The 23429-nt window shown below is 43.5% G+C and carries 23 protein-coding genes; 13 read left to right on the top strand and 10 right to left on the bottom strand.

Annotated features, from left to right (window positions below; translation table 11 throughout):
* On the top strand, window positions 1-1582 hold a 1582-nt coding region (locus QZZ43_RS04935; protein WP_291856814.1), incomplete at its 5' end, for a hypothetical protein.
* On the opposite strand, the gene QZZ43_RS04930 is transcribed toward QZZ43_RS04935, so the two are convergent.
* Genes QZZ43_RS04930 through QZZ43_RS04920 form a run of 3 tightly spaced genes read right to left on the bottom strand, consistent with a single transcriptional unit; the run spans window position 1545 to window position 4103 of the window.
* Window positions 1545-1793 (bottom strand): hypothetical protein, encoded by a 249-nt coding sequence (locus tag QZZ43_RS04930; protein ID WP_291856813.1) that lies wholly within the window; start codon window positions 1791-1793, stop codon window positions 1545-1547. The two genes, QZZ43_RS04935 and QZZ43_RS04930, sit on opposite strands and share 38 nt — an antisense overlap.
* Window positions 1745-2797 carry a hypothetical protein gene (locus QZZ43_RS04925; RefSeq protein WP_291856812.1) on the bottom strand — a complete coding sequence of 351 codons (1053 nt, stop codon included), beginning with the start codon at window positions 2795-2797 and terminating at the stop codon, window positions 1745-1747. The genes QZZ43_RS04930 and QZZ43_RS04925 overlap by 49 nt, the downstream gene beginning before the upstream one ends.
* Window positions 2784-4103, bottom strand: a complete 1320-nt coding sequence (locus QZZ43_RS04920; RefSeq protein WP_291856811.1) for a DUF4270 family protein — start codon at window positions 4101-4103, stop codon at window positions 2784-2786. Before QZZ43_RS04920 ends, QZZ43_RS04925 begins: the two co-directional genes overlap by 14 nt.
* 292 nt (window positions 4104-4395) lie before the next feature.
* Here QZZ43_RS04920 and QZZ43_RS04915 point away from each other — a divergent pair, with 292 nt between their 5' ends.
* The 3 genes from QZZ43_RS04915 to QZZ43_RS04905 are packed head-to-tail and all read left to right on the top strand — an operon-like array spanning window position 4396 to window position 7361.
* Window positions 4396-5424 (top strand): kelch repeat-containing protein, encoded by a 1029-nt coding sequence (locus QZZ43_RS04915; RefSeq protein WP_291856810.1) that lies wholly within the window; start codon window positions 4396-4398, stop codon window positions 5422-5424.
* 24 nt (window positions 5425-5448) lie between these two features.
* Entirely contained in the window at window positions 5449-6639 is a 1191-nt protein-coding gene (locus QZZ43_RS04910; protein WP_291856809.1) for a sensor histidine kinase, read from the top strand.
* Window positions 6636-7361 carry a LytTR family DNA-binding domain-containing protein gene (locus QZZ43_RS04905; RefSeq protein ID WP_291856808.1) on the top strand — a complete coding sequence of 242 codons (726 nt, stop codon included), beginning with the start codon at window positions 6636-6638 and terminating at the stop codon, window positions 7359-7361. Before QZZ43_RS04910 ends, QZZ43_RS04905 begins: the two co-directional genes overlap by 4 nt.
* A 65-nt stretch (window positions 7362-7426) precedes the next feature.
* Here the strand turns inward: QZZ43_RS04905 and QZZ43_RS04900 are convergent, their stop codons facing one another.
* Window positions 7427-7648 carry a hypothetical protein gene (locus tag QZZ43_RS04900; RefSeq protein ID WP_291856807.1) on the bottom strand — a complete coding sequence of 74 codons (222 nt, stop codon included), beginning with the start codon at window positions 7646-7648 and terminating at the stop codon, window positions 7427-7429.
* A 368-nt stretch (window positions 7649-8016) separates the two neighbouring features.
* On the opposite strand from QZZ43_RS04900, the gene QZZ43_RS04895 reads away from it, so the two are divergent.
* The 7 genes from QZZ43_RS04895 (at window position 8017) to QZZ43_RS04865 (ending at window position 15850) form a co-directional block, all read left to right on the top strand.
* Window positions 8017-9354 carry a TolC family protein gene (locus tag QZZ43_RS04895; protein ID WP_291856806.1) on the top strand — a complete coding sequence of 446 codons (1338 nt, stop codon included), beginning with the start codon at window positions 8017-8019 and terminating at the stop codon, window positions 9352-9354.
* Between the two features lie 87 nt (window positions 9355-9441).
* Window positions 9442-10614 carry an efflux RND transporter periplasmic adaptor subunit gene (locus QZZ43_RS04890; protein ID WP_291856805.1) on the top strand — a complete coding sequence of 391 codons (1173 nt, stop codon included), beginning with the start codon at window positions 9442-9444 and terminating at the stop codon, window positions 10612-10614.
* A 204-nt stretch (window positions 10615-10818) separates the two neighbouring features.
* Window positions 10819-11532, top strand: a complete 714-nt coding sequence (locus tag QZZ43_RS04885) for an ABC transporter ATP-binding protein (RefSeq protein ID WP_291856804.1) — start codon at window positions 10819-10821, stop codon at window positions 11530-11532.
* An 88-nt stretch (window positions 11533-11620) separates the two neighbouring features.
* Window positions 11621-12802: an ABC transporter permease gene (locus QZZ43_RS04880; RefSeq protein WP_291856803.1), complete on the top strand. Its 1182-nt coding sequence runs from the start codon at window positions 11621-11623 to the stop codon at window positions 12800-12802.
* A gap of 89 nt (window positions 12803-12891) precedes the next feature.
* Window positions 12892-13707, top strand: coding sequence for a DUF3108 domain-containing protein (locus tag QZZ43_RS04875; protein ID WP_291856802.1), 816 nt, complete (start codon window positions 12892-12894; stop codon window positions 13705-13707).
* A gap of 175 nt (window positions 13708-13882) precedes the next feature.
* Window positions 13883-14452: an elongation factor P gene (gene efp, locus QZZ43_RS04870; RefSeq protein ID WP_291856801.1), complete on the top strand. Its 570-nt coding sequence runs from the start codon at window positions 13883-13885 to the stop codon at window positions 14450-14452.
* Window positions 14453-14617: 165 nt separating this feature from the next.
* Window positions 14618-15850, top strand: coding sequence for a SpoIIE family protein phosphatase (locus QZZ43_RS04865; protein ID WP_291856800.1), 1233 nt, complete (start codon window positions 14618-14620; stop codon window positions 15848-15850).
* Window positions 15851-15865: 15 nt separating this feature from the next.
* On the opposite strand, the gene QZZ43_RS04860 is transcribed toward QZZ43_RS04865, so the two are convergent.
* The 6 genes from QZZ43_RS04860 to QZZ43_RS04835 all read right to left on the bottom strand — a co-directional run bounded on the left by QZZ43_RS04860 (window position 15866) and on the right by QZZ43_RS04835 (window position 20336).
* A complete protein-coding gene (locus tag QZZ43_RS04860; protein ID WP_291856799.1) occupies window positions 15866-16399 on the bottom strand; it encodes a hypothetical protein in 534 nt (177 codons plus the stop codon).
* A 62-nt stretch (window positions 16400-16461) separates the two neighbouring features.
* Window positions 16462-16938 (bottom strand): DUF4252 domain-containing protein, encoded by a 477-nt coding sequence (locus QZZ43_RS04855; RefSeq protein WP_291856798.1) that lies wholly within the window; start codon window positions 16936-16938, stop codon window positions 16462-16464.
* Window positions 16939-17253: 315 nt separating this feature from the next.
* Entirely contained in the window at window positions 17254-18666 is a 1413-nt protein-coding gene (locus tag QZZ43_RS04850; protein ID WP_291856797.1) for a PspC domain-containing protein, read from the bottom strand.
* Window positions 18667-18786: 120 nt separating this feature from the next.
* Window positions 18787-19749, bottom strand: a complete 963-nt coding sequence (locus QZZ43_RS04845) for a PspC domain-containing protein (RefSeq protein ID WP_291856796.1) — start codon at window positions 19747-19749, stop codon at window positions 18787-18789.
* Window positions 19750-19751: 2 nt separating this feature from the next.
* Window positions 19752-20084, bottom strand: coding sequence for a PadR family transcriptional regulator (locus QZZ43_RS04840; RefSeq protein ID WP_291856795.1), 333 nt, complete (start codon window positions 20082-20084; stop codon window positions 19752-19754).
* A 12-nt stretch (window positions 20085-20096) separates the two neighbouring features.
* Window positions 20097-20336: a hypothetical protein gene (locus QZZ43_RS04835; RefSeq protein ID WP_291856794.1), complete on the bottom strand. Its 240-nt coding sequence runs from the start codon at window positions 20334-20336 to the stop codon at window positions 20097-20099.
* A 575-nt stretch (window positions 20337-20911) separates the two neighbouring features.
* Here QZZ43_RS04835 and typA point away from each other — a divergent pair.
* Both typA and QZZ43_RS04825 read left to right on the top strand, forming a co-directional pair.
* The gene (typA, locus tag QZZ43_RS04830; RefSeq protein WP_291856793.1) at window positions 20912-22714 is read left to right on the top strand and encodes a translational GTPase TypA; all 1803 of its coding nucleotides are present in this window, start codon (window positions 20912-20914) and stop codon (window positions 22712-22714) included.
* A 356-nt stretch (window positions 22715-23070) separates the two neighbouring features.
* Window positions 23071-23283: a DUF2892 domain-containing protein gene (locus QZZ43_RS04825; RefSeq protein ID WP_291856792.1), complete on the top strand. Its 213-nt coding sequence runs from the start codon at window positions 23071-23073 to the stop codon at window positions 23281-23283.
* Window positions 23284-23429 lie beyond the last annotated feature (146 nt).

The raw sequence follows: 23429 nt of genomic DNA, 5'->3' as shown, positions 1-23429 counted from the left end.
CTCCGTAAAAGATGAGGAGCTGAGGGTTGAATTCAGGAATGAGATGAAACAAACCCGAAACGCCGCTATTTTACTTAAGAACCCTGTTCCTTTGCGAATTACGAATCTGGGTCAGGCATTCAACTCGGGGTATGACGATCACAGTCCACTGGTTTCACTTACAGGCAATCGTATATTTTTCACTTCACGCAGGCCCTCAGGACGTGGACCCCAATTGCCCGACGGGCAGTATCCGGAGAAAGTATTTTTTGCCGAAAAAACAGAAAATGGATGGACTGAGCCACGGGCATTGAATGAATTCTTTTCACGTACAGAACATAAATCAATTTTGTCATTGTCCCCCGATGGCAACCGTTTGTTTCTTTATAAGAACGATCGGGACGGGAAAAGTATTTATGTGAGTAACTACTTAAACGGAGAATGGCAGGAACCTGAAAAGCTTCCTTACCCCATTAATTCGCAGTGGGATGAAACTCATGCCGGCCTTTCGCCTGATCAGAGCATCCTTTTTTTTACCAGCAATCGTCCCGGAGGTTTCGGAGGATTGGATGTATATATGAGCAGGCTCGATGAATATGGCCGTTGGGAGGATCCTGTTAATTTAGGGCCGAATATAAATTCAGAAAAAGACGAAGAGACACCCATGTTGCATCCCGATGGACAAACACTCTATTTTGCATCCGAAGGACATTCTTCGATGGGCCGCTTCGATGTATTTTACAGTCAGATGCAACCAGGTGGTCGCTGGACAGAACCGGTGAATATGGGGCATCCTATCAATACTCCGGACGATGATTTTTTCTTTGTTCCTACTCTGGACAAAAGCAAGGCTTATTATGCCTCTTACCGGTTTTCGGAAAATGTGGGAAGGTCAGATATCTATAAAGTGGAGTTTGACTCGCTTTACAGTGGGTCTCTTGCTGTGATTGAGGGAACTATTCAAAACTCCAGAAATCTGCCGGTGGAGCAGATAAGGCTGCTTGTTTCGCGCGATTCGGACAATAAGCGTGTAGGCGATTACCGGCCCAATCCCGCTACCGGTCGTTATCTTTTATTCCTGGAGTCCGGAGAGAGCTATACCATCAAAGAGGTAACTCCCGGTTCTGCAGAGGAAAAGAAAAGCATACATATTCCGGAACAACTATCCTATAAAAAATCTGAACAGATTGTCATGTTACAGGATCCGCGAATGGCGGCTCCGTTGACACCCGAACAACACTCCATGGATTCTGGAGCACCTCAGTTGGCACAGGTTCATCCGCAGACAGCAACAAAATCGCAACTACGGGATACCACCTTTACCGTTCAGGTTTTAGCGCTCAAACATTACCCTAAAGCCGGATTTTGGTTCTTCAAAGGGCTAAACATGGAATCGGTCAATGCTCTTGAGGGGCGCGATGGTTATATGCGCTATGTTAGCGGTCAGTTCAAAAGCCGGGAGGAAGCAGAACATTACCGTAGTGTCATTCAGAAAAACGGGCGCTTCAGCGATGCCTGGATCCGAACCTGGGAACCGCTTAATAAAATCTCAAAGACCCGCAGTGTTAATAAAATTTCTGCTTACCAAACCAGCGTTCAATAATGGAGAAACTGACTTTGAATTTATGGTAGTTTTCTTCAATCAGGCCATTTTTCTGAGTCCCTTTTACGGAGTATTGATAGCTGAAATGCAGCTTGTTTCCCGCCTCGTTGATGGGAATGGAAAATCCTGCACTTATCCCTTTTTCTTCAATCCTGGTTTCGGTTACGCTAATATTTCCGTCGGTGTAGAATGCTCCTGCCTGCCATGACATCCGGTTGATGAATTTGCGTTTGTTTTTCGGATGTGAATAAGCGATACCACCACCAAACGTCTGGGAGTCGTGAAAGCACCTGTCATTGTGTTGCTTTCATTCAATACCGACCATTCAGAAAAAGAGTAATCGGCAGAGATTTGCCATCCTGAATTCCATTTACGAGCCATTCCAAAAGTATAAATATTGGGGAGCCATACATCATCGGCCGACTGATCCTCGTCGTAATACGTGGCACTTTCATTTTGTTCAATGGTTTGGTTGAAAGTCGCATAAATGTTGGTTTTGGGTTGCCAGGTGGCTCCTGCATACCAATTGCCGTGAGCGGTTTTTGTGTTGTATTGCAATCCGTATTTCAGATAGAGGTTGTTGAAATACCATTTTCTCGTGTTGGCAATAGTTATGCCACTGAGCGACGAATAATCGGCTGTTTCTACGATATCGGAAGAGCCCCAGAGAAACGATACATCAACTCCGGCTGACAGGTTTTCCCTTATTTTTATTCCGTTCGAAAGAGTCGCTCTTGAGAGACCTCCACTGCCTTCGTAAACGATGGGGTAATCGGTGTTGGAACCCAGAATGTCGCTGCCGGCATTTATTTCATAGCCAACACTCGAAAAGGGGTATAGACCCAATGATACTCCCCACCAGGGGGTTATTCTGAATCCCATGGACAAAATATCAAAATTGGTGTCGAAGTTGGTCTGTTCTTTCCCCGACATGGAAAATCTATTGAAGGAACCCTGTCCCTGCAGGTTAAAGTAAAAAGATAAGGAGTCCAGCGTACTCAGCGAAGCAGGGTTGAGGGAGTTGAGATATCCTTCCGACGGCAGCGCCACGCCGCTGTTTCCCAATGCACTGTTGCTGGCATGGGCCGCTGTTTCCATGTTCCCAAATCCGAAGATGGAATAGGGCGACGAGGTTGCGTTTTGCGCCCTGAGACAATTGATGCCGTTGATAGAAAGCAGGATAATAAACAGGATGTGTAGTTTATTCTTTGTCATAATTATAGTAAAAAACATTTAGTTTGGTCTCTGCCGAAGAATCTGTATAACCTTTAAAGGTGACTTTGTTCACGCTGCCCTGAAGGTCTTCTTCGGGCAGTGCCAGCACAATGCCTGTTCCTTCGGTGGTCACTTCTTCGTTGATGAGTGCATTCAGAAAGTAGGTGATGTCAAATGTGTAGAAGTAGTTTTCCTCATAAAGTGAAGAACTCTTACTTAACGAGCCTGTAACCGTATTGCTGTTGCTGTTAACGATATAGGAGGAAATCTGATTGATTTTGTCAGCTTCCAGAAGGTAGAGTGATGATGGTGGTGTGTTGGTGATATTCTGATCTGTTTTAACACCCACCTGAAGAGTTGCTTTAACAATTTGTCCCTCTTGTTGCAGTGCTTTCATTGATGTCAGGCCTGTGATGTCAATCCGGGTGAAAAAGCCCGTGCCGCCCTGGAGAATTGCTGAGTGGTTTAGTTTTAACTCTGGAATTTTTTGCTTGTGCGAACGAAGCGATTGCAGAGCTTTGTTGGTTGTAAGTGTTTCAATATGGTTGAATTGCAAGGTTTCATTTTCTAGCGGAAAATCGTGTGTGTATTCGGTTTCTTCCAGTTCCACCTTGTGGGTATATAGCCGGAGGTTGATGTTGCCTTCCGATGCGGAATAACCTATGATGGCATCTGAAATAGATGTATCGGAGACTAAAGCAATACCCCGGATTATGTCTTCAAAGTCGGCTGAAGAGAGGGTGCTGTTTGTTTGCAGGGTGTCCAAAAGTCTTAACCCCAGAGAATCAGTCAGCCTGATCGTTAATACTTCTCCTGAATTGGGTTCCGGGAAGTAACGATAACTGCCTACGGGGGCCTTTGAATATTTAAAGGAGTCATCGGCACAAATTGATCCCGATGAGTTGGTTGTTATCTCTTCCTTCAGAAGATGCACGTTTAGTCCAAACAATTTGCTGGTATCTCCCAGATAGTATCCGGAATGGTTTAATATCAGGCAAAGGGAATCAAATTTTTCCTTTTTGTCGATGTTGTCCGCGGTCAGCGCTATTTGGAAAAAGCCGGTGGCCCGGGTTTCATGGGTTTTGCTGTGACCACACAAAGCCGTTCCGGTACCTGAAGTTTCCACGCTATCCATTCTGAAAGTGGATAAATTTAATGAAAAGGTATCCGTGATGGCTGTATAGGTCTCGGAGTTTACAAAACCATCTCCAATAGAGAGATCCCCCTCAGAGCAGGAATACAAGAGGGGGATCCCCAAAATCAGAATTACCTGAAGAAGAGAATGTGTTAAGTTCTTTTTATGCATAAATTCTTTTCGGTTTTACAATGGCAGCGAATGTAGAGACCAGGAGTCATTGAAAGGGTATTTTTTCAACAAGAAGAGGAAAAGCCCCTACAAGCAGCAGTTTTGTATCTATTACCCCGTTTTCTTTAAGGAAATAGATGAAAAACAATCGTTGGGATGGAGCAGACAACGGTTGGTTGAAAAAAGATGGTGGACAATGCGGTAATTTGTCTTTTTGTAGTCAAAGTCGTCTGCTGGAAAGCTTCGGAGAGGGCTGTTGATGAATAATTAAAATCTTAAACATTAATATTTTATGCAATTATCCAAAACATTCTGGTGGATTTTGTTATCCACATTACTGGTTTTTACGGCTTGTGACGATGATGATGATGATGAACTTCTTGGCAACTGGGTTGAACTGGGCGCTTTTGAAGGCATTCCGCGAACCGATGCCGTGGTTTTCGTAATTGGAGAGTATGCTTATGTGGGGACGGGGTACAACGGCGAAGAAGATGAACGTCTGAGGGATTTCTGGCGATATGATGCTGCCAACGACTCCTGGAGGGAGGTCGCTTCGTTACCTGCTGAAGCACCCGCACGCAATGGGGCAGTGGCTTTTTCAGCCAATGGCAAAGGTTATGTGGGGACGGGTTATGACGGTGAAAATAAATTGAAAGATTTTTGGGAATTTGACCCTGCTCAGGGAGATAGCGGGAAATGGATACAGGCATCCGACTTTCCCGGAACGGCTCGTTACTCCGCTATAGCTTTTAGTATTGATGACAAGGGGTATGTGGGAACTGGATACGATGGGAACCGGTTAAAGGATTTTTATCGATTTGATGTTTCCACCGGCAATTGGGTGCAAATTATGAGTATTGGTGGTTCAAAGCGGCGCGATGCAGCGGTTTTTGTGCTGGAGGGTAAAGCTTATGTTTTTACCGGTGTTGACAATAGCAATTATGTGACTGATGCATGGGTGTATGACCCTGAGACCGACAACTGGACCGAAAAACGTGAAATCACCAGTAACACCAACGATGATGAATCGTATGATGATGAATATAGTCTGAAGGGAAGCAATATTGCAGCCTTTACAATGAATGGTTGTGGTTATTTGACCACGGGAGGTGCTGGATATGCCGGAAACAGTACCTGGGAGTACAATCCGATTACCGATTTCTGGGAAGAAAAGACTAATTTTGAAGGCTCATCAAGAAGTGATGCGGTAGCTTTCACGATTAATAACAAGCCGTATGTTACCACAGGAAATAGTTTTGGTTATTATTTCGATGATGTATGGACTTTCTATCCCGATGAGGAACAAAATGATTATGATTGAAAAAGATTTTTTTGACTGAACCGTATGAATTGGCAAAAAAAGCATAAGAGTTACGACGGGGTCGGGTCTGTAATTAAAGCTGAGTACAGGAAATTGGGATGGCTGCATATTATTATCTGGGTGGGCTATTCATTTGTGCTTTTTTACGGGCCCAACCTGATATTCGATTCCGGCACTGCGCTTATTATGACTTTACGTACACTGGTGATTAACGCATTTATTTTTTATGTTAATATACTGGTGCTTCTGCCGTTGCTGGTGGGGCGTAGCAGATTTATGGCGTATGGGATTGCCATTTTCATTTTATTGGGTTCTGTCTCCTTTTTGTGGAATGTTACCGACCCTGTAGATAAAGAAGATTGGGAAAGAATGATAATAAACCAGTCTGAAGTTATGGATATTGCGACTCCTCAGGGAGAAAGAATGAAAGAAATAGTTCCGCTGAAGCAAAACGGCAGAATACCTGAGCGTAGAGATCTGAATAGGCCGCCTACCCCCCCCGGTGAATTTATTGGCCGACATACGGTTTTTAGTCTGCTTTCTTCCCTGGGGATATTGTTCCTGAGTACTATGTTTTGGGTGATGGTGGATGCACGCAGGAAAGAGAAGGAACGATTTTCATTGACCAACGAGAATCTGGAAACGGAGATGAAATTCCTGAAGTCACAGATGAATCCTCACTTCCTGTTTAATGCTCTGAATAATATATATTCGCTGGCACAGCGACAGAGCCCCAAAACACCGAAGTTGATTCTGATGCTCTCCTCGATGCTCCGGTTTATTGTTTATGAAACGGATACTCACAAAATTCCACTCAGTATGGAAATTGATTATATTGAGAATTTTGTAGAGTTTCAGAAAATTAAGCTGGAAGATTCGCCGCTGCTGGATATTGATATGGAGAAGGTTGATTCGGAGACGAAAATAGAGCCTATGCTGTTTTTTCCGTTCGTGGAGAATGCTTTTAAACATGGAAATATTGATGATACCGTGAATGGATGGATTCGAATGAAACTTGAGTCCGGAACCGGAAGAATCCATTTCTTTTGCGCCAATAGTAAACCGATTGCTGAAATATCCAAGGATAAAGTCGGCGGTATTGGGATTGAGAATGTAAAAAAGCGTTTGTCGTTTCTCTATAAAGGTCGTCATCAAATAGAAATTAATGACCTGGAAGATCGTTTTGAAGTAAACCTGGAAATAGTGGTTTCATGAAGATACGTTGCGTGATAATTGATGATGAATTTCCGGCCCGGGCATTGCTGAAAGACTACATTGATCGTTTTCCATATCTGGAGCTGGCAGGAAGCTTTAAAGCTCCCCTGGAGGCTTTACCATTGCTTCAGGGGGGTGGGGCCGACCTGGTTTTTCTTGATATCCAAATGCCCGAGATATCAGGAATGGATTTTCTGAAAGCGTTTCAGCTAAAGAACATTCTGGTGGTCATCACTTCTGCATATTCAGAGTATGCGTTGGAGGGATACCAACTAGATGTGATAGATTATCTGCTAAAACCTTTTTCTTTCGAACGCTTTATGCAATCGGTGCAAAAGGCCGGTGATCGCCTCCTGAAAAGTAATTCATCAATTGGGCCCGGGGACGTTTCAATGCAAGATCCGGATGAGTGCATCATTGTAAAAGCAGATCATAAATCCTACAGGGTAAAGATTGCCGAAATTCTATTCATTGAAGGGATGCGTGAATATGTTACAATTCACTGTGTAAACCAAAAACTAGTGTCTCTGGAATCACTGAAGAATCTGGTGGAATCATTGTCTTCTAATGTTTTTATGCGTGTTCACAAGTCTTTTATCGTCAACAAACAGCAGGTGAAGGCCCTTTACGGAAATCAGCTGCAGTTGCATAATACCCAAAAAGTGATCCCTATTGGGCAGTCGTACCGTGAGGAGGTTCGAAAAGTTCTTTTTTACCTTTAAGAGTAAGAGCATAAAAAAACCCGGAATAAAATTCCGGGCTTTTTTGATTCACAACAAATTGAAGATTACTTCTTTTCTTTGTCACATTCTTTTTTCTCAGCTTTTTTGTCGCACTCTTTTTTCTCTTCTTTCGTCTTGTCGCATTCTGCTTTTGCTTCTTTAGAACAAGGTTCTTTTTTCTCGCACTCTTTCTTCTCGGGTTCCTGAATCATGGCGTTAGACAAAGCAGGAGCCGACAGGGCTAAAGTGAATACAAACAAGAATGATAAAGCTAATTTACGTTTCATAGCGCTATTGTTTTTAAGTTAAAAATTCATTTTTAGTAATTAACAAGTTTAGATTGATTCTTAATAAATATAAGTTAATAAGATGTTATTTAGTGTTAATGACATGTTAACGGACTGGTTCTCCTACTTGTAAATGCTGGTACCTTGTCTTAAGGAAATGTGGTTATTGAAAGTGAAACTGCCTATCCCTGTTTATCCGGAAAGCAATCTAAATCTTTACTTTTAATTTCTCCGGACACTAGTGATTTGTAAAATAGAGGGAAACCATTTGTTTGAAGAGAGATTTAAGGGGTTGGATGAAATCATTTCGACTTGTGAAGGTGATGACGGTAATTTGTTTTCCGAATGATTTTTGAAAATTCTGAAAGATGGCACATTATTGTAAAATAGTTTTCCTTTTCCTAGTATTTCTGATAAGATTCCCTATGCTGGCTGGGCAGAGCACTGATTTGGAGATTGCTGAGCGATGGACATTGGAACGGTGTATTTCTTATGCGCTGGAGAATAATATCTCGGTGAGGAAGACCCGGCTTCAGGCAGATGCAGAAGCAGCAACTCTTTTGCAGGCAAAAAGCAGTTGGCTGCCCTCGTTAAGTGCCTCTGCTTCCATTTCCGGCAACAACAGCCGAGCTTATGACAATACGGGAGGTCAATTTACCTCAGGGATGCAGACAGGCATAAATTCCGAGATGCCTATCTATCAGGGAGGGATTATTTCCAACCAAATTGAAGCCTCACGCCTTGAACTGCAAAAAGCATTTTTAAATACTGAAGAGGCCGGAAATGATATCGTCATCTCCGTAACCCAGGCGTGGATGAATTTACTGTTTGCCCGGGAGAACTATCTATATTACAAAGAGTCCGAAGCAACCTCCCTGGGAGCATTGAATCGTACAAAGTCTTTATTCGAATTAGGTTCGGTAACTCGTCAGGACGTGGCTGAGATGCAGGCGCAATACGCATCCGACAGGTACTCACTGGTTACTTCGCACAACGAATTGGATATTCGGCTGACCAGTCTGAAAACTTTGCTGGATATTCCTTACAATGAATCTTTTAGCCCTCTTTGGCCTGCCCGGATTCCCGAACCTGCAGGCGAGTTGCCCTTGTTTTCCGAGATTGCCGGGGACGTTCTGAAGGCAAGGCCTGAAATCGAGAACAGCCTTTTGTCGGAGCAAGTAGCTGCTCTTGATCTAGACAATGCTAAAGCGGGGTATCTTCCAAAAGTTAGTTTAAGCGCCTCGGCGTCATCATCTTTTTCCGAAATTAACGAGGGCTCTTTTAGCAACCAGATGAACGACAGGTTTGCTCAGAATATCGGGCTTTCGGTAAGCATTCCTCTTTTTAGTCGAAATGAAAACAGAGTGAATGTAACGCGTTCGAGGATAAATTTTCAGCAGGCCCGCCTGGAAATTAACAATGTGCGCAATCAGTTATTACAAACCGTCGAACAGCTATATGTAGATGCTTTGGCGCAGCAGTCGCGTTACGAAGCAGCACGTGACAAGGCTGATGCAGCACGGTTAAGTTATCAGTTAAGGCAGGAGCAATTTGAATTGGGGATGCTCAATGCCATTGCGTTGCGTCAATCAAGAGATGAGCTGCTTAACGCTGAAGCTGAACTTATTCAGTCTCGTTACGCTGCATTGTTGTATCAGAAAATGCTGGATTTTTATCGGGGAAAACCTATCACTTTTGAAGACTAAAATAATAAGCTGATTTTAATACAATACTCCTTAAAACCTTTGCGACTTTGCGTCCAGGCTTTTTTTAATGTACTGTTGATTATTGTTATGAAACGAAAATTTGTCATTCCCGGAATTGTTCTGGTACTCCTGACGGCAGGAATTGTCTTTTTCTTCAGTCGGGGAGTAAGCAGGGAGACTTCCAGTCCCCGTTATTATGTGGTAAAAACAGGTAGTATCGTGAATACTGTAACGGCCACAGGCACCGTGGAGCCTATCGACCAGGTAGAAGTGGGAACCCAGGTCTCCGGGGTTATAGAAGAAATATTCACCGACTACAATAAGCAGGTGCATAAAGGGCAACTCATTGCACGCATTGATGAGAGTTCTCTGAGTGCCCGCTTACTGCAGGTTCGGTCTAGTCTTGCATCAGCGGAAAACGAGCTCGATTACCAGAAAAAAAATTTCAACAGAACTCAAAAACTGTACAATAAGCAGATGGTTAGTGAGACGGAGTACGATGAGGTGCTTTACAAGCTTCGAAATGCACGCACTTCAGTAGAGTCATTGAAGTCGGAAGTTGCCCAGGCAGAAGTGAATCTCTCTTATGCACGTATTTATTCTCCTATTGATGGGGTGGTGCTGAGTAAAAGTGTGGATGTAGGACAAACTGTGGCCGCCAGCTTTAATACACCCACGCTGTTTTTAATAGCTCGTGATCTCACACGTATGCAGGTGGAGGCTGATGTGGATGAGGCAGATATTGGTCAGGTGGCTGTGGGACAGGAAGCCACTTTTACGGTGGATGCTTTCCCCGGCACAGATTTTCTTGGTAAAGTTACCCAGATTCGGCTGGAACCGGTGATAGAAAGCAACGTGGTTACCTATACCGTGATTATTGATGCTCCGAATCCTGACCTGAAATTGAAACCTGGACTGACCGCCAGCGTGACCATTGTAGCCCGTAAGGTGGAGAATGTTCCCTTAGTACCGGTGGCAGCGCTAAGGTTCCAACCTGAAGCAGGAATGGTTGGGGGGGTGCCCATGTTGGTTGAGAGATTTCGTGATAGTGAAACTACATTTTCATCTGGAGAAAAAGTATGGATAAAGAAAAATGGACTTATATACCCGGAGCGTGTGGAGACCGGCCTTGAAGACGGCGTGCTGACAGAGGTGATACGGGGGCTTAGCGTGGGTGATTCAGTCATTGCAGGGATGCAGGTCATGCGGGAGGCTCAGGCCACAGCCGTGCGAAGCCCTTTTATGCCGGGACCTCCATAAAGGTGCAGAAAGGGAGAGAAAAAATATTCAAAAAAAATCAGGCTAAAGTTTAACTTTCTGTTGATGAAACAATAGACCGTAAATTTTTAGATATAAGAATTAATAAAAAATCGTATGGCGTTGAAAATGTGCGCTCTAGCACAAGGCAACTTTTAATAATAAACAACTGATTCAGAGGTTTTGCAAAAGTTTAACGGACTATTTATGAAAAGGACTATAATTAAAATAGAGCGACTGCAGCGTGATTTTTCTGTAGGGATTGAGACCGTTCATGCGCTTAACGGGGTCTCATTTGATGTAGTTCGGGGGGAGTTTTTAACCATTATGGGTGCCAGTGGCTCCGGAAAGTCCACTTTGTTGAATGTTTTGGGTGCGCTGGATCGACCCACAAGTGGGGAGTACGTTCTTGACGGCATCAGGGTAGGGAGCTTGAGCAAAAATGAACTGGCCCAAATCAGAAACCGGAAAATAGGCTTTGTCTTTCAGTCGTTTAACCTGCTGGCCCGTACTTCTGCTCTGGAGAATGTTGAGCTTCCGCTGATGTATAACGCTGATGTTCCGCCGCGTCAAAGAAGAGAACTGGCCCGCCTGGCTTTGGAGACCGTCGGTTTGGCCGACCGGATGGATCATGCACCCAATCAGCTCTCGGGGGGTCAGCAGCAACGGGTGGCCATTGCCCGGGCATTGGTAAACGATCCTGTAATGGTGCTGGCCGATGAGGCTACCGGTAATCTGGACAGCAAAACGACACTTGATATTATGGAATTATTTCAAGAACTCAACAGCCAGGGCAAAACTATTGTTTTTGTCACTCATGAACATGAAATCGCTGAATACAGCAACCGTACGATTGTGTTGAAAGACGGCAAGATATTGGAAGACTTTAAAAATCTGGGAAGACCTGTAAGTCAATGTTAATGCCAAGTCCCTGAACCTCATAAATCCAAACACAGAACTCGAAATTATCATGACCATATTCAATCTGTCAAAAATCGCGGTAAGAGCCATGTCTCGTAATAAAATGAGAACATTCCTGACCATGTTGGGGGTTATCATTGGTGTTGCCTCAGTAATTACGATGCTGGGTATTGGACAGGGCTCCAAGCAAAGTATTCAGCAGCAGATTTCATCCATGGGAGCCAACATGATTATGGTGCACCCGGGAAGTGATATGCGGGGTGGTGTGCGGATGGATCCTTCTTCTATGAAGTCATTGACCCTTGATGATTTGGAAACTATTCGCCGAACAGCCCAAAACTTGTCGGGGGTGTCGCCCATGGTAAGTTCCGGGGGGCAGGTGATTGCAGGTGGGCGCAACTGGCCTACGACCATACAGGGAGTTGGAGAGGAATTTCCGGAAATTCGCAAGATGGAGGTAGCCGAAGGCGTTATGTTTACAAACTATGAAGTGATGCGGGCTGCCAAAGTGTGTTTGTTGGGGCAAACAGTAGTGGAGAACCTGTTTCCCGATAAGTTGAGTGCTGTAGGTGAAACGATCCGGTTTAAGAATGTTCCGTTTAAGGTGATTGGGGTGTTGTCTCCCAAAGGGCAGAATACCTTTGGCCAGGATCAGGATGATGTGATACTGGCACCCTATTCTACCATTCAGAAGCGGATTATGGCCATTACCCATGTGCAGTCGATTTATGCCAGTGCCGAAAATGAGCAGGTTTCCGAACAGGCAGAAGAAGAGATTACGGTGGCTCTTCGGGCTTCACATGGATTGGATGAAGATGAGGAAAACGACTTCAATGTCCGTTCACAACAGGAGTTGATTAATACTTTTAGCAGTACCGGTGAAATGTTGACCCTCCTGCTTGGCGCTATTGCAGGGATTTCCCTGTTGGTTGGTGGTATCGGCATTATGAATATTATGTTTGTGTCGGTAACTGAGCGAACACGGGAAATAGGACTTCGGATGGCTGTTGGTGGACGGGGCCAGGATATTTTGTCTCAATTCCTGATGGAGGCTGTTATTGTCAGTGTTGGAGGAGGTCTCTTTGGTGTATCACTGGGACTTATAGTGGCTTACGGCATGGGAAATTTGTTGGATTGGCCGGTGGTGGTAACCAACCAGTCTATTTTACTCTCCTTTGCAGTTTGTGCGGTTGTTGGAATATTTTTTGGGTGGTATCCGGCCCGCAAGGCTGCTGGTCTTGACCCAATCGATGCGCTTCGTTTTGAATAAAACGGCCCCAAAATTGTAACAATTAGGGAAATAATTCCATACAAGGGAATGGTTACTTTCTTTTTTATGGGCTACAAATCTTAATTGTTATGAAGCGATTAATCTGTTTATCTGTTATATTTTTGCTGGTCTTCAATAGAGGAATGGCGGCCATTGATCAACCTGTTGTGGGTAATTCGTCTTCTGTCGGTCAGCAATCAGTTTATCAGGCCGGTGAAGAGTTGATGTACTCTCTTAAGTTTGGTTTCCTCAAAGGAGGGGAAGCCAATCTCAGTGTTAAGGATACCATGCTGAAAGGTGAAAAGGTGCATCATGTGATTGCCAGGGGTAAAACAGTAGGACTGGCAGATGCCATTTATAAAGTGCGCGACCGCTACGAAAGTTTTATTCATCCCCAAACGGATCTTCCTGTGAAGTCTGTTCGTAGTATACGTGAAGGAAGCTATCGATATTACAACGAGGTTGAATATCAACATCAGCATGTTGATTCTGCATTGGTTATCAGTCAGAAATCCGGGGAACATTGGGTCCCCGAAAATATTCAGGATATTTTATCGGCGTTTTACTTTGCCCGTAAGCATAAATTCAATGATGACCTGAAAAAAGGTGATATGATTGAAATCATGACTTATTTCTCTGATGAATTGTACCCGTTACGTATACGTTACAAAGGTATTGAAACCATTGATACCCCTTTGGGTAAACTGGAATGTTACCTTTTTGTGCCGGTAACAGAGGTGGGACGCGCTTTTAAAAACGAAGACGACATGCAGGTTTGGATTTCCCGCGATCTAAATCGGATTCCTGTGCGTATCCGGTTTGAACTTAGAGTGGGTTCTTTTACTTGTAATCTTGAACAATTCCGGGGCTTGCAGAATCCAATATCCAGCTATCAGATGAATTAGGAGTTCAACTCTCAACTCAAAAAGGGGATTAGGCAAGTAGGGATTAGAGTTTCAACCTCTATCCGAAACTCATAACCTCAAACACATATTTCTGAATTTTTGGTGGCGTTTTCATTGATTTACACTATTTTTGCAGCGCAAAAAAAAATACACACCATTAATTAAGAAAAATAAAATGGCAACAACCTCAGATTTCAGAAACGGGATGTGCATAGAATTTAACGGACAGTTGTTCTTTATCATTCAGTTTCAGCATGTAAAGCCAGGTAAAGGGCCTGCATTTGTTCGTACAAAGCTCAGAAATGTATCTACCGGGAAGGTAATTGACAATACTTTTTCTTCGGGAGTAAAAGTTACGGAAGCCCGTGTAGAGCGAAGACCTCACCAGTTTCTTTACAAGGATGATTTGGGGTATCACTTCATGAACAGTGAAACTTTCGAACAGGTCAATTTAGCTGAAGATTTGTTGGAAAACCCCCACTTGATGAAAGAGGGTTTGGAACTGGAAATTGTTTACCATGCCGATACTGAAACGCCACTGATGGTGAATCTGCCGCAGTTTATCAATTATGAGGTAACTTATACCGAGCCGGGCGTGCGTGGCGACACTTCATCTACCAACTCATTGAAACCTGCTACGGTGGATACCGGTGCAACGATTATGGTTCCCCTGTTTGTGAACACCGGCGACAATATAAAAGTTGATACACGCGACCAGTCTTACGTTGAACGTGTAAAGGAATAAATCAATTACCAGGAAACAGGCACCCGCCAGATGGCTTCTATATCGGAAGAAATCTGGCGGGTGTCTTTTTAGCTTAACGCATATCGGGACATCTTCGGAACAAACGTTCGCATTTAAAAATTTTATTTTGTACATTTATGCTGGTTGTCACACTCAATTTCATTCATGATTACGCAGGTAAAGAAGAAAAGACTTCGTCTCTATAAAGACAGGCTCAATATATTGCTTGATATTGCCCAGACCATTAACCAGGATCATACGGTTGATGATTTGTTGGGTGAGTTTGAGATATTGTTACGTGAGGAGCTGGAGGTTGGTAAAATTCTGGTTTTTACAAATTCTGAAGGGGAGTGGAAGAACCTGCTTATTTCCGGTGTCTCGGCTAAGGAAGTGGAGGAGATAGATGTGGAGCGTGACCTTCTTCAATTTAAATCCATTGAAAATATTACCCTTGCACCACCTGTTCCGCTTGAGGGCTTTGATGCGGTGATTCCGCTTTTTCACCGTTACCGGGCCATCGGGTATGTGCTTATTGGTGATGTGGAAGAAGAACACCAGGGAATCAGCCCCACAATTAAGCACCTGAAACTGATTCAGATTATCTCCAATTTAATCATCGTTTTTATTGAGAATAAACGAATGCAGGAAACCATTCTGGAACAGGAAGCCCTGAAGAAAGAGATGGAGGTGGCTTCACGGATTCAAACTCAGTTGATTCCAGGTGCTGATGAGTTGCCCAAACATAAAGATTTATCGCTGCACTCTTTTTATCATCCTCACTGGGGTGTTGGTGGCGACTATTACGATATTATTTCTCTTTCGAGAACTTCCATCGGATTTTGTGTGGCCGATGTGTCGGGAAAAGGGATTGCAGCTGCTTTACTGATGTCAAATTTCCAGGCTGTTATACGCACTCTTTTTACGTCAAGAATAAATCTTCGCAAGTTGGTTCATCAATTAAATACCCGGGTGAACAACAGTGCCAATAATGAAAAATTCATTACCATGTTTATTGGTAAATACAATCTTCGTTCACGACGGCTTACTTATGTTAATGCGGGGCATCTGCCGCCCCTTTTGTTTGATTCCAGAAAATCGCATCTCTCTTCGCTTGATAAGGGATGCATCGGATTGGGAATGCTGGATGTAATTCCATCTGTGGAAGTGGGAAAGCTGACTGTTCCAAAAAATGCCAAGATGATGGCTTTTACTGATGGCCTGATTGAATTGGAGCGGGACAATGAAGTACATTCGGGCCTTACAAGTATCGAGAAAATTATCACCAATGGTCAGAACATTGAGCAAAATATGGAGGAGGCCAAGGCATTAGTTGCCAGATATATCCAGTCGGGAGCGGTATTTGATGACATCTCCCTTATCGGAATGGAATTTAGGTAATTTGGGTGTCTTTTATCACTCTGTTTCTTTTAATTTTTCCCACATTACTCTTATCTCTTCGCAATAATCCCTCACCAATTGCAAGTTCGAGGGCCCAAGACTTTCCTGTAATTTCTGTTTGTCATGCCCCAGTTCTTTATTGAGGATACGAATGTTTATGCGTTTCTGACCGTCTGAGATATAAGGATTTTCCGTGAGTTGTTCCTCGTTGGACATCAGTATTTGTTGTCGCTGGTGAAGAAGAGAATCATAGTTGAGGCAAAACCAGGCTTTGCAAAAAGTAATCAGCGACTCAAGGCGTAAAGCATCGTACCCATATTCTTCCAGAAGAATTTCTCCTCTGGCATCCAGAGATGCATCGCGTGGCCAGATATAGTAGGCCTCGGAAATAGTGATTTCAGCATCGCAGAGCTGAGGCACCATGCGCGGGAGTGTACGCAGGAAATGTTGAATGTCTGTATCCGACAATTCAGTTGTTTGAGCCGTGGCAGACTGGGCTCCCAGAACCCAAAACAGGATTGAAAAAACAACAGAGATTTTACTAAACATGGTCCGGAACGATTGAGGGCAACGCCCGTTATTCAGAACCAAGTTAGTAAAATATTGGCTGATTATTTCAAGTTGTCGGCTTTATTTGCCAGATCGTCAATGCCCTCTATTCTGAAATCCCCATAAAATGAGAATACCAGTAAGGATTCTTTATCGTTGGCAACGATATGGCATTCTTTCACTTTCCGGCCGTTCCTGATTACAAAGACCCGGCTGTCATCTTTGTGTTCCTTTTCTTCTTCAACTTCTGAAAAGGGATGTTTTTCAAAAGTTTTGATTACTTCGCGGATCGTTTTGTCTTCCGCCTCTTTGCATATCATCAGCTTTACTTTTTTTAACTCTCCGTTTACCTCCCGCTCATTGTCCTCATCGACAAACATATTGGTCAGCTCAATAGCATTTTGGGAAAAGGAGAGAATGGTGACACCATTGGCCCCATCGAGTTGTGTATAAAGTTTTTCGGAGGCGCTGTTTTGTGCAGTAACAGTTATTACTGAATATAAAACGACCAATAGTGTTAGAAGGACTTTTCTTTTCATGTTTTTAAGGTTTAATGATAAGTTTTTTGAGTTGTTGTCTTAACCTGCATTATTCACAAATATTCTATTCCGATGTCCAACTATCTGCAAAATATAACGGTCCTCAATAAAATGGATTTGAAAATAATTTATTATTTCCTACATCCATTTTCTCTTCGATTGATTGTATTTCTTGATGTTTGAACATCTCATAACGATAATTCGTATTTCAAGAAAAAAGTTTCTCCGGACAATAGTGACTTTCAATCAAACCTGTTAAAATAATTATCTTCAGGCTTGTTTGATTTCTCCTTGTTCAGGTTAGAATTTATTATCTCAATATTGATCTTCCGATATCTCCACCAAATACTTCAGGTCATCTGCTATTTGCACTTCTTTCCCAGTGGGAACCTCAATATCAACAAAAACTTTTTGGTTGCGGATAAGCGCGGGGCTCTGAACATTAAAATATCGGTCAAGCATCAGCAATGAGTCATTTTGTAGGTGGAAAAATTCAATGCGTGCTGCATTCTCGGCTGCACGTTGATTGTTTTTTCCACGGGCTTCTTTTCGCACAGTTATTTTGAAGTGTTCAGCATTTTTAATGACTTCGATGTCAGGTGTGCCAATTAGTACGAGCTTGTTGTTGCTACTGCGAACAGAAAGGCCGTCGTGACTGAGAATCGATTCTCCTTTCCCCAAAGCAAGAGAGGACTGATTTACATCAATGTAAATGGTGTCGGAGGTGGGAATCCTCAGGTCGGATGTTTCTTCGATACGGTCTTTTGTGGCATATTGAGTGGCAATGTTGAGTCCGGTATACACTATCAGCCCGATTCCTGCCAGCCACAGAATCAGCGAAGTGACCAGAAAAGCAGCTCCCCCTTTTTTGAATCGGAAAATCAGGTGCATTCCCAGGTAGAATAGCACTAAAAGGGGAATTCCGGCCGTCAGTAACAATCCCAGAAAAGCAGTAAGTCTCTGGTCCGGCATCAGAAATAGTGAATCTATTTGAGAAATCCAGGTGCCATCACCCATGAAAGAGCTGAACAGGACGTCGGTGAGTGTAAAGGAGACGATGAGCCCGGTCAGGGAAACAAAGGAGACGATTATTAGGAATATTCCAAAAACGACTGCTAATGCACGTAGAATGCTGTTTGTCGGGTCGGTTCCAGTGGGACGGTTGACCTGTCTGCGTCGCCAGGAGTCGCTTCCCGGTGCTCCCCCCATCATCATAATGCGTTGTTGAACGGTAACTGCTTTAGGGATGGCAATCCATAAAACGATGTAAGCCAGAAACGAGGTTCCATAAAGAATGGTTGCTACGATGAACAACAGTCTGAAAATGATGGGATCCACCCCGAAATAACTTCCGAGTCCGCTGCAAACGCCCCCCAAAACGCGGCTGTCGGGGTCGCGGAAGAGCTGTTTTTTTAACGGGGGTTCAAAAGTGGATTTCTCTTCTTTGGGCTCATCCGGCTCGTCGGGTGTTTCATAATCTGCCGGAGCGCCCAGTGTTTTAATGACCTCTTCCACATCGGTGAGGGTAATGGCCGATGTGGCATCGGAGTGTACTCCCCGAAACAACTCTGCAATTCGCAGATTGATGTCGTCGAGCGTCTCCCGGGCTTCTTCGTTATTGCCCAGTTTGTTTTCAACCGCCTTCAGGTAGGCATCCAGTTTTTCGTATGCATCCTCATCAATGCTGAATGCATGACCTGCAAGGTTTATTTGGACTGTTTTCTTCATAATTCAATTTTGTTTAATGTTTTTACTCAAAACCCAAGTTAGGGGGTTAGGGGTTAGAAAAAGTTCAAACTCAAAACCCAGAACTCAAAACTCAAAGCGAGAACCCCAAAACTAAAAAATCTATAAAACACTATGCATCACATGCGGCCACGCTACAAAGCCAAGGATCTTGAACAAAAATGCTGCTACCAGTACCACTGCTATCAGAATCAGGAAGCCTTTCATAGCCGAACGAAATGCCAGTCCCAGGATTAGCAAAATCAGGATGAGTGGAAATACACCCGGAAAACCAATGTTTGCAAAAGGCATATTCATGTGAAACGCAGGTGAAAACCCTAAGTGAAACGGAATGCTGATGAGGTTGGTCAGCACGATTATCCCAACCACAACTGCCGCGATAATAAAAATATTGCGGTCGCGCCGCTGAAACCGGTTCAGGTAATTTTCCCCTTTCTTGAATGCCGATGATTGCTGAAAACGTTGTTTTACATCGTTGTATTCATTTTTAATATTTTTCTCGATATTGGAGATGGTAACATCATCACCCTTCATTTCCAGACGCTGGGAGGAAGTGAGGGCAGGGGGAATGGCAATCCACAAAATAAGGTAGATAGGTAATGCAGTGCCAAAGCTCAAAAATGCCAGCAGGGCAAATAATACCCGCACTACTACCCGGTCGATGTTGAAGTAAGCAGCTATTCCGGAGCAAACACCACCAAAAACTTTGTCTTCCATGTCTCGGAAAAGGCGCCGACGGCGGTGACCAGCAGAAGTTGTTGTGAAATCATCGTAAGCACGATGGTTGCTGTTGCTGCTATCTTCTTCCTGGAAATCCTCCGGCTCACCCATGGTGGCAACGATTTCATTGACTGTTTCGAGGGTGATAACGCCCGTTGAGGGGTTGATTTTCTCTTCCAGCAATTCCCGGATACGTCCTTCTATATCGTTCAGGATTTCCTGCCCTTCCTCTTTTTCTTTCGACCAGTTCTCCAGCCTTTTCAGATATCGCTCAAGGCGGGCATAAGCATCTTCGTCTATATAGAATGAGCGGCCTGCTATATTAATGGTCATTACTTTCTTCATGGTTACGGATTTTTGGAGTGGATAAATTGAACAGAATCTACTAATTCGTGCCAGGATTTGTCAAGTTCCTGCAGAAATTCGTTGCCGCGGTCGGTTAATTCATAATATTTTCGTGGCGGACCCTGAGTGGACTCTTCCCATCGGTAGGATAGCAAACCTGCATTTTTAAGACGTGTCAGCAGAGGGTAAAGGGTACCCTCCACCACGATGATGCGCGCCTCCTTCATGTCGTGGATGATGTCGGACGCGTAAGCATCGCCCCGCGAAAGAACAGAGAGAATGCAGTATTCCAGCACTCCTTTTCGCATTTGGGCTTTTGCGTTTTCTATTTTCATACTTTTTAAGTTTTAAAACGGTAAGCCAATCATGAAAGCCGAGTTGACCCCCATGTTTGATTTATCGGTGCCCGAATCGGGTTCGGAGCATGGTTCAACATCTGTTTCAAAATACTCTTTGGATGGAGTCGTGAAACTTTTGCAGGGAAGAAATTTGCCATGGTGCTTCTCTGATGACAGGAAAATGAGAATGATCCCGGTGAAAATTGCCGGAAGTAATGTTCTTATTTTCCTGGTTGTAAAAGCCTTCATTTCCTTTTCTTTTTTGTCAAAATGTTGGTATTCATGTTTTATTTTTTAGAATACTATCCATTGCCCTGAATAGTGTTATGCAAATATATGATAAAATTTTAGTACTATGCAATACAAAGTACTAATTTTTTTTTGAAAATCATTGATTATTTTTTTCACTTGTGTCCGGTAAAAGAAATAAGATTGCTTCACTTCGTTAGCAATGACAGGCGTTTAACTGAAATCACCGGTGTGTAAAAATGAGTCCATTGTGAGTGAAACGAAGCAATCAAAATCTTTACTTTTCAATTTCTCCGGATAATCTTGATTTATTGAAACTATCATTTCTTAGCAACGGCTGGGTTTGCTGGTCATAAGAGGTGTGGGTATAAAATTGCAGAGTGATTGTGCATGCCGCGCTTAATGGTCGGTAATAAACATCTCTTGAGAAGAAAGAAAGTAAAACAGTAGGCCTTGAAGGACAAGAGCTTTTGCTTCTGGGGCCTGTTAAGCATATTTAACACCATTAAAACCATGGAGGGCTGTTAATTGTTATTAATAAAGAGTACTTTTGCACGCTCTTTTAAGAAATATTTATGCAGTCAATCAGAAATGTAGCGATCATTGCCCACGTTGACCACGGCAAAACCACACTGGTGGATGAAATGCTGAAGGCGGGAAAACTCTTCAGTGAGCATCAGCGTCCCGGTGAGCTTATCATGGACAGCAATGATTTGGAAAAGGAACGAGGCATTACCATTCTTTCCAAAAATGCCTCAATGGTTTGGAACGATCATAAAATAAACATCATAGATACTCCAGGTCACTCCGATTTTGGAGGAGAGGTGGAACGCGTTTTGAACATGGCTGACGGTGTTTTGCTGTTGGTGGATGCTTTTGAAGGTCCTATGCCTCAGACGCGATTTGTGCTTCAGAAAGCACTGGCACTGGGATTGAAGCCCATTGTGGTTATCAATAAAGTTGATAAGCCCAACTGTCGTCCCGAGGAGGTGCAGGAAATGGTATTCGATTTGATGTTTAGCCTTAGCGCTTCTGAGAATCAGCTGGATTTCCCGACTGTTTACGGGTCAGCCCGTGACGGATGGATGTCAATAGATTGGAAAAAGCAGACTACGGATATTTCAGCCCTGATGGACGCCATCATTGAATTTATTCCTGTTCCCGATGAGTTGAAAGGAACTCCCCAAATGTTGATTACTTCGTTGGAATATTCTCCTTATGTGGGACGTATTGCGATTGGACGTATGCATCGGGGAACACTGAGGAACGGACAGGAAGTAACTGTGGTGAGTCGTGATGGGGGCCTTTACAAAACACGCATCAAAGAGTTGAATGTGTTTGACGGTCTGGGACGTACTAAAGTTGATATGTTGCCCAATGGTGAATTGGGTGCTATCATTGGCCTTGAGCGTTTTGATATCGGAGACAGCATTTGCGATCCGGAAAAACCGGAGCCGCTTGATCCGATTGCTATTGATGAGCCTACCATGAGCATGTTGTTTACCATCAACAATTCCCCTTTTTTCGGAAAAGATGGCAAATATGTAACATCCAGGCATATCAAGGATCGTTTGGATAAGGAATTGGAACGGAACCTGGCACTGAGAGTAGAAAGTACCAACTCTGCTGATGCCTGGAACGTATATGGCCGTGGGGTTTTACACTTGTCGGTGTTGATTGAAACCATGCGCCGTGAAGGCTATGAATTACAGGTGGGGCAGCCTCGTGTAATTATCAAAGAAATTGGTGGTGAGAAAAATGAGCCGGTGGAAGAGCTGACCGTTGATTTGCCCGACGAATATAGCGGACGAGCCATTGAGATGGTTACTCAGCGCAAAGGAGAACTTTTGACCATGGAGCGCAGGGGAGAACGTGTTGTTCTGGAGTTTAATATTCCCTCTCGCGGAATTATCGGGTTGCGTAATAATATGCTGACTGCTACCGCCGGAGAAGCGATAATGGCTCACCGTTTTGTGGAATTTCAGCCCTGGAAAGGAGAAATTTCCAAACGTCAGAATGGTTCTTTGATTGCTATGGAATCAGGAAAAGCAATTGCTTATGCATTGGATAAGCTTCAGGATCGGGGTAAGTTTTTTGTGCATCCCATGGAAGAGGTTTATCTGGGGCAGGTAATTGGTGAAAACAGCCGCGACGGTGACCTGACGGTGAATGTAACCAGGGAGAAAAAACTTACCAACATGCGGACTTCCGGGTCGGATGACAAAACCAAGCTGGTACCTCCGATTATCTTCAGTCTTGAAGAGGCCCTGGAATACATCCAGGGCGATGAGTATGTGGAGGTTACCCCAAAGAGTATTCGGCTTAGAAAAATACTCCTTCAGGAGCATGAGCGCAAGAGACTGGCCAAGAATGGTTGATTAATAGAAAAGACGCGGTATTTGGCGTTTTCTTGCCAAGATGATATAAAAAACCCACTTGCTAATCACAGCAGGTGGGTTTTCTGTTTTTAAAACCAATTGGCTTTCAGATTGTTTTATCTTTTAGGGATGGTTAAAAGGACAAAAGATTTTGTGTTGTTGATGAATGTTTGGAGAGGATGAAAATATCCAAAAGAAGGAGTGATTCTACCTTGACAGATTGTAAAAACAGGCTGAAAGCCAGAGTGCAAACAGCCCGATGTAAAGCTCCGTGAAAAGGTTAAACTAAAACCGCCGGTGCTTTTGCTTTAATACCTTCGATCTAGTATTAATCACGTAAGATAAATTTTATAATTATGAAAGCAAATGTTGGTAATAAGGACAGACTGGTGCGAATTGCAATCGCTGCAGTACTGGCAATTCTTTATCTTTCAGGTGCTGTTTCGGGTACAACGGGAACGATATTCCTCGTTGTGGCAATTATTCTGCTGCTTACTTCTCTGTTTCGGTTTTGTGGAGCTTATGCATTATTTGGCGTGAATACATGTAGGCAAAAGCCGGAAAATTGATAATTCAAATTCTCTTAAGGTGGTTATAAGCGATGGCCTGGGGTGTTTGTGTTTAATTCTGTTGGATGTTTTCGGGTCTTGACCTTTTAGGCTTTGTCAAAATTTCCTAAAATCGCGCTGCAAATTGTGTCAATTTTGAGCTGTCT

Source organism: Marinilabilia sp., from assembly GCF_016278715.1.
Classification (GTDB): Bacteria; Bacteroidota; Bacteroidia; order Bacteroidales; family Marinilabiliaceae; genus Marinilabilia.
This window is presented reverse-complemented; position numbering and strand designations above follow the sequence as displayed.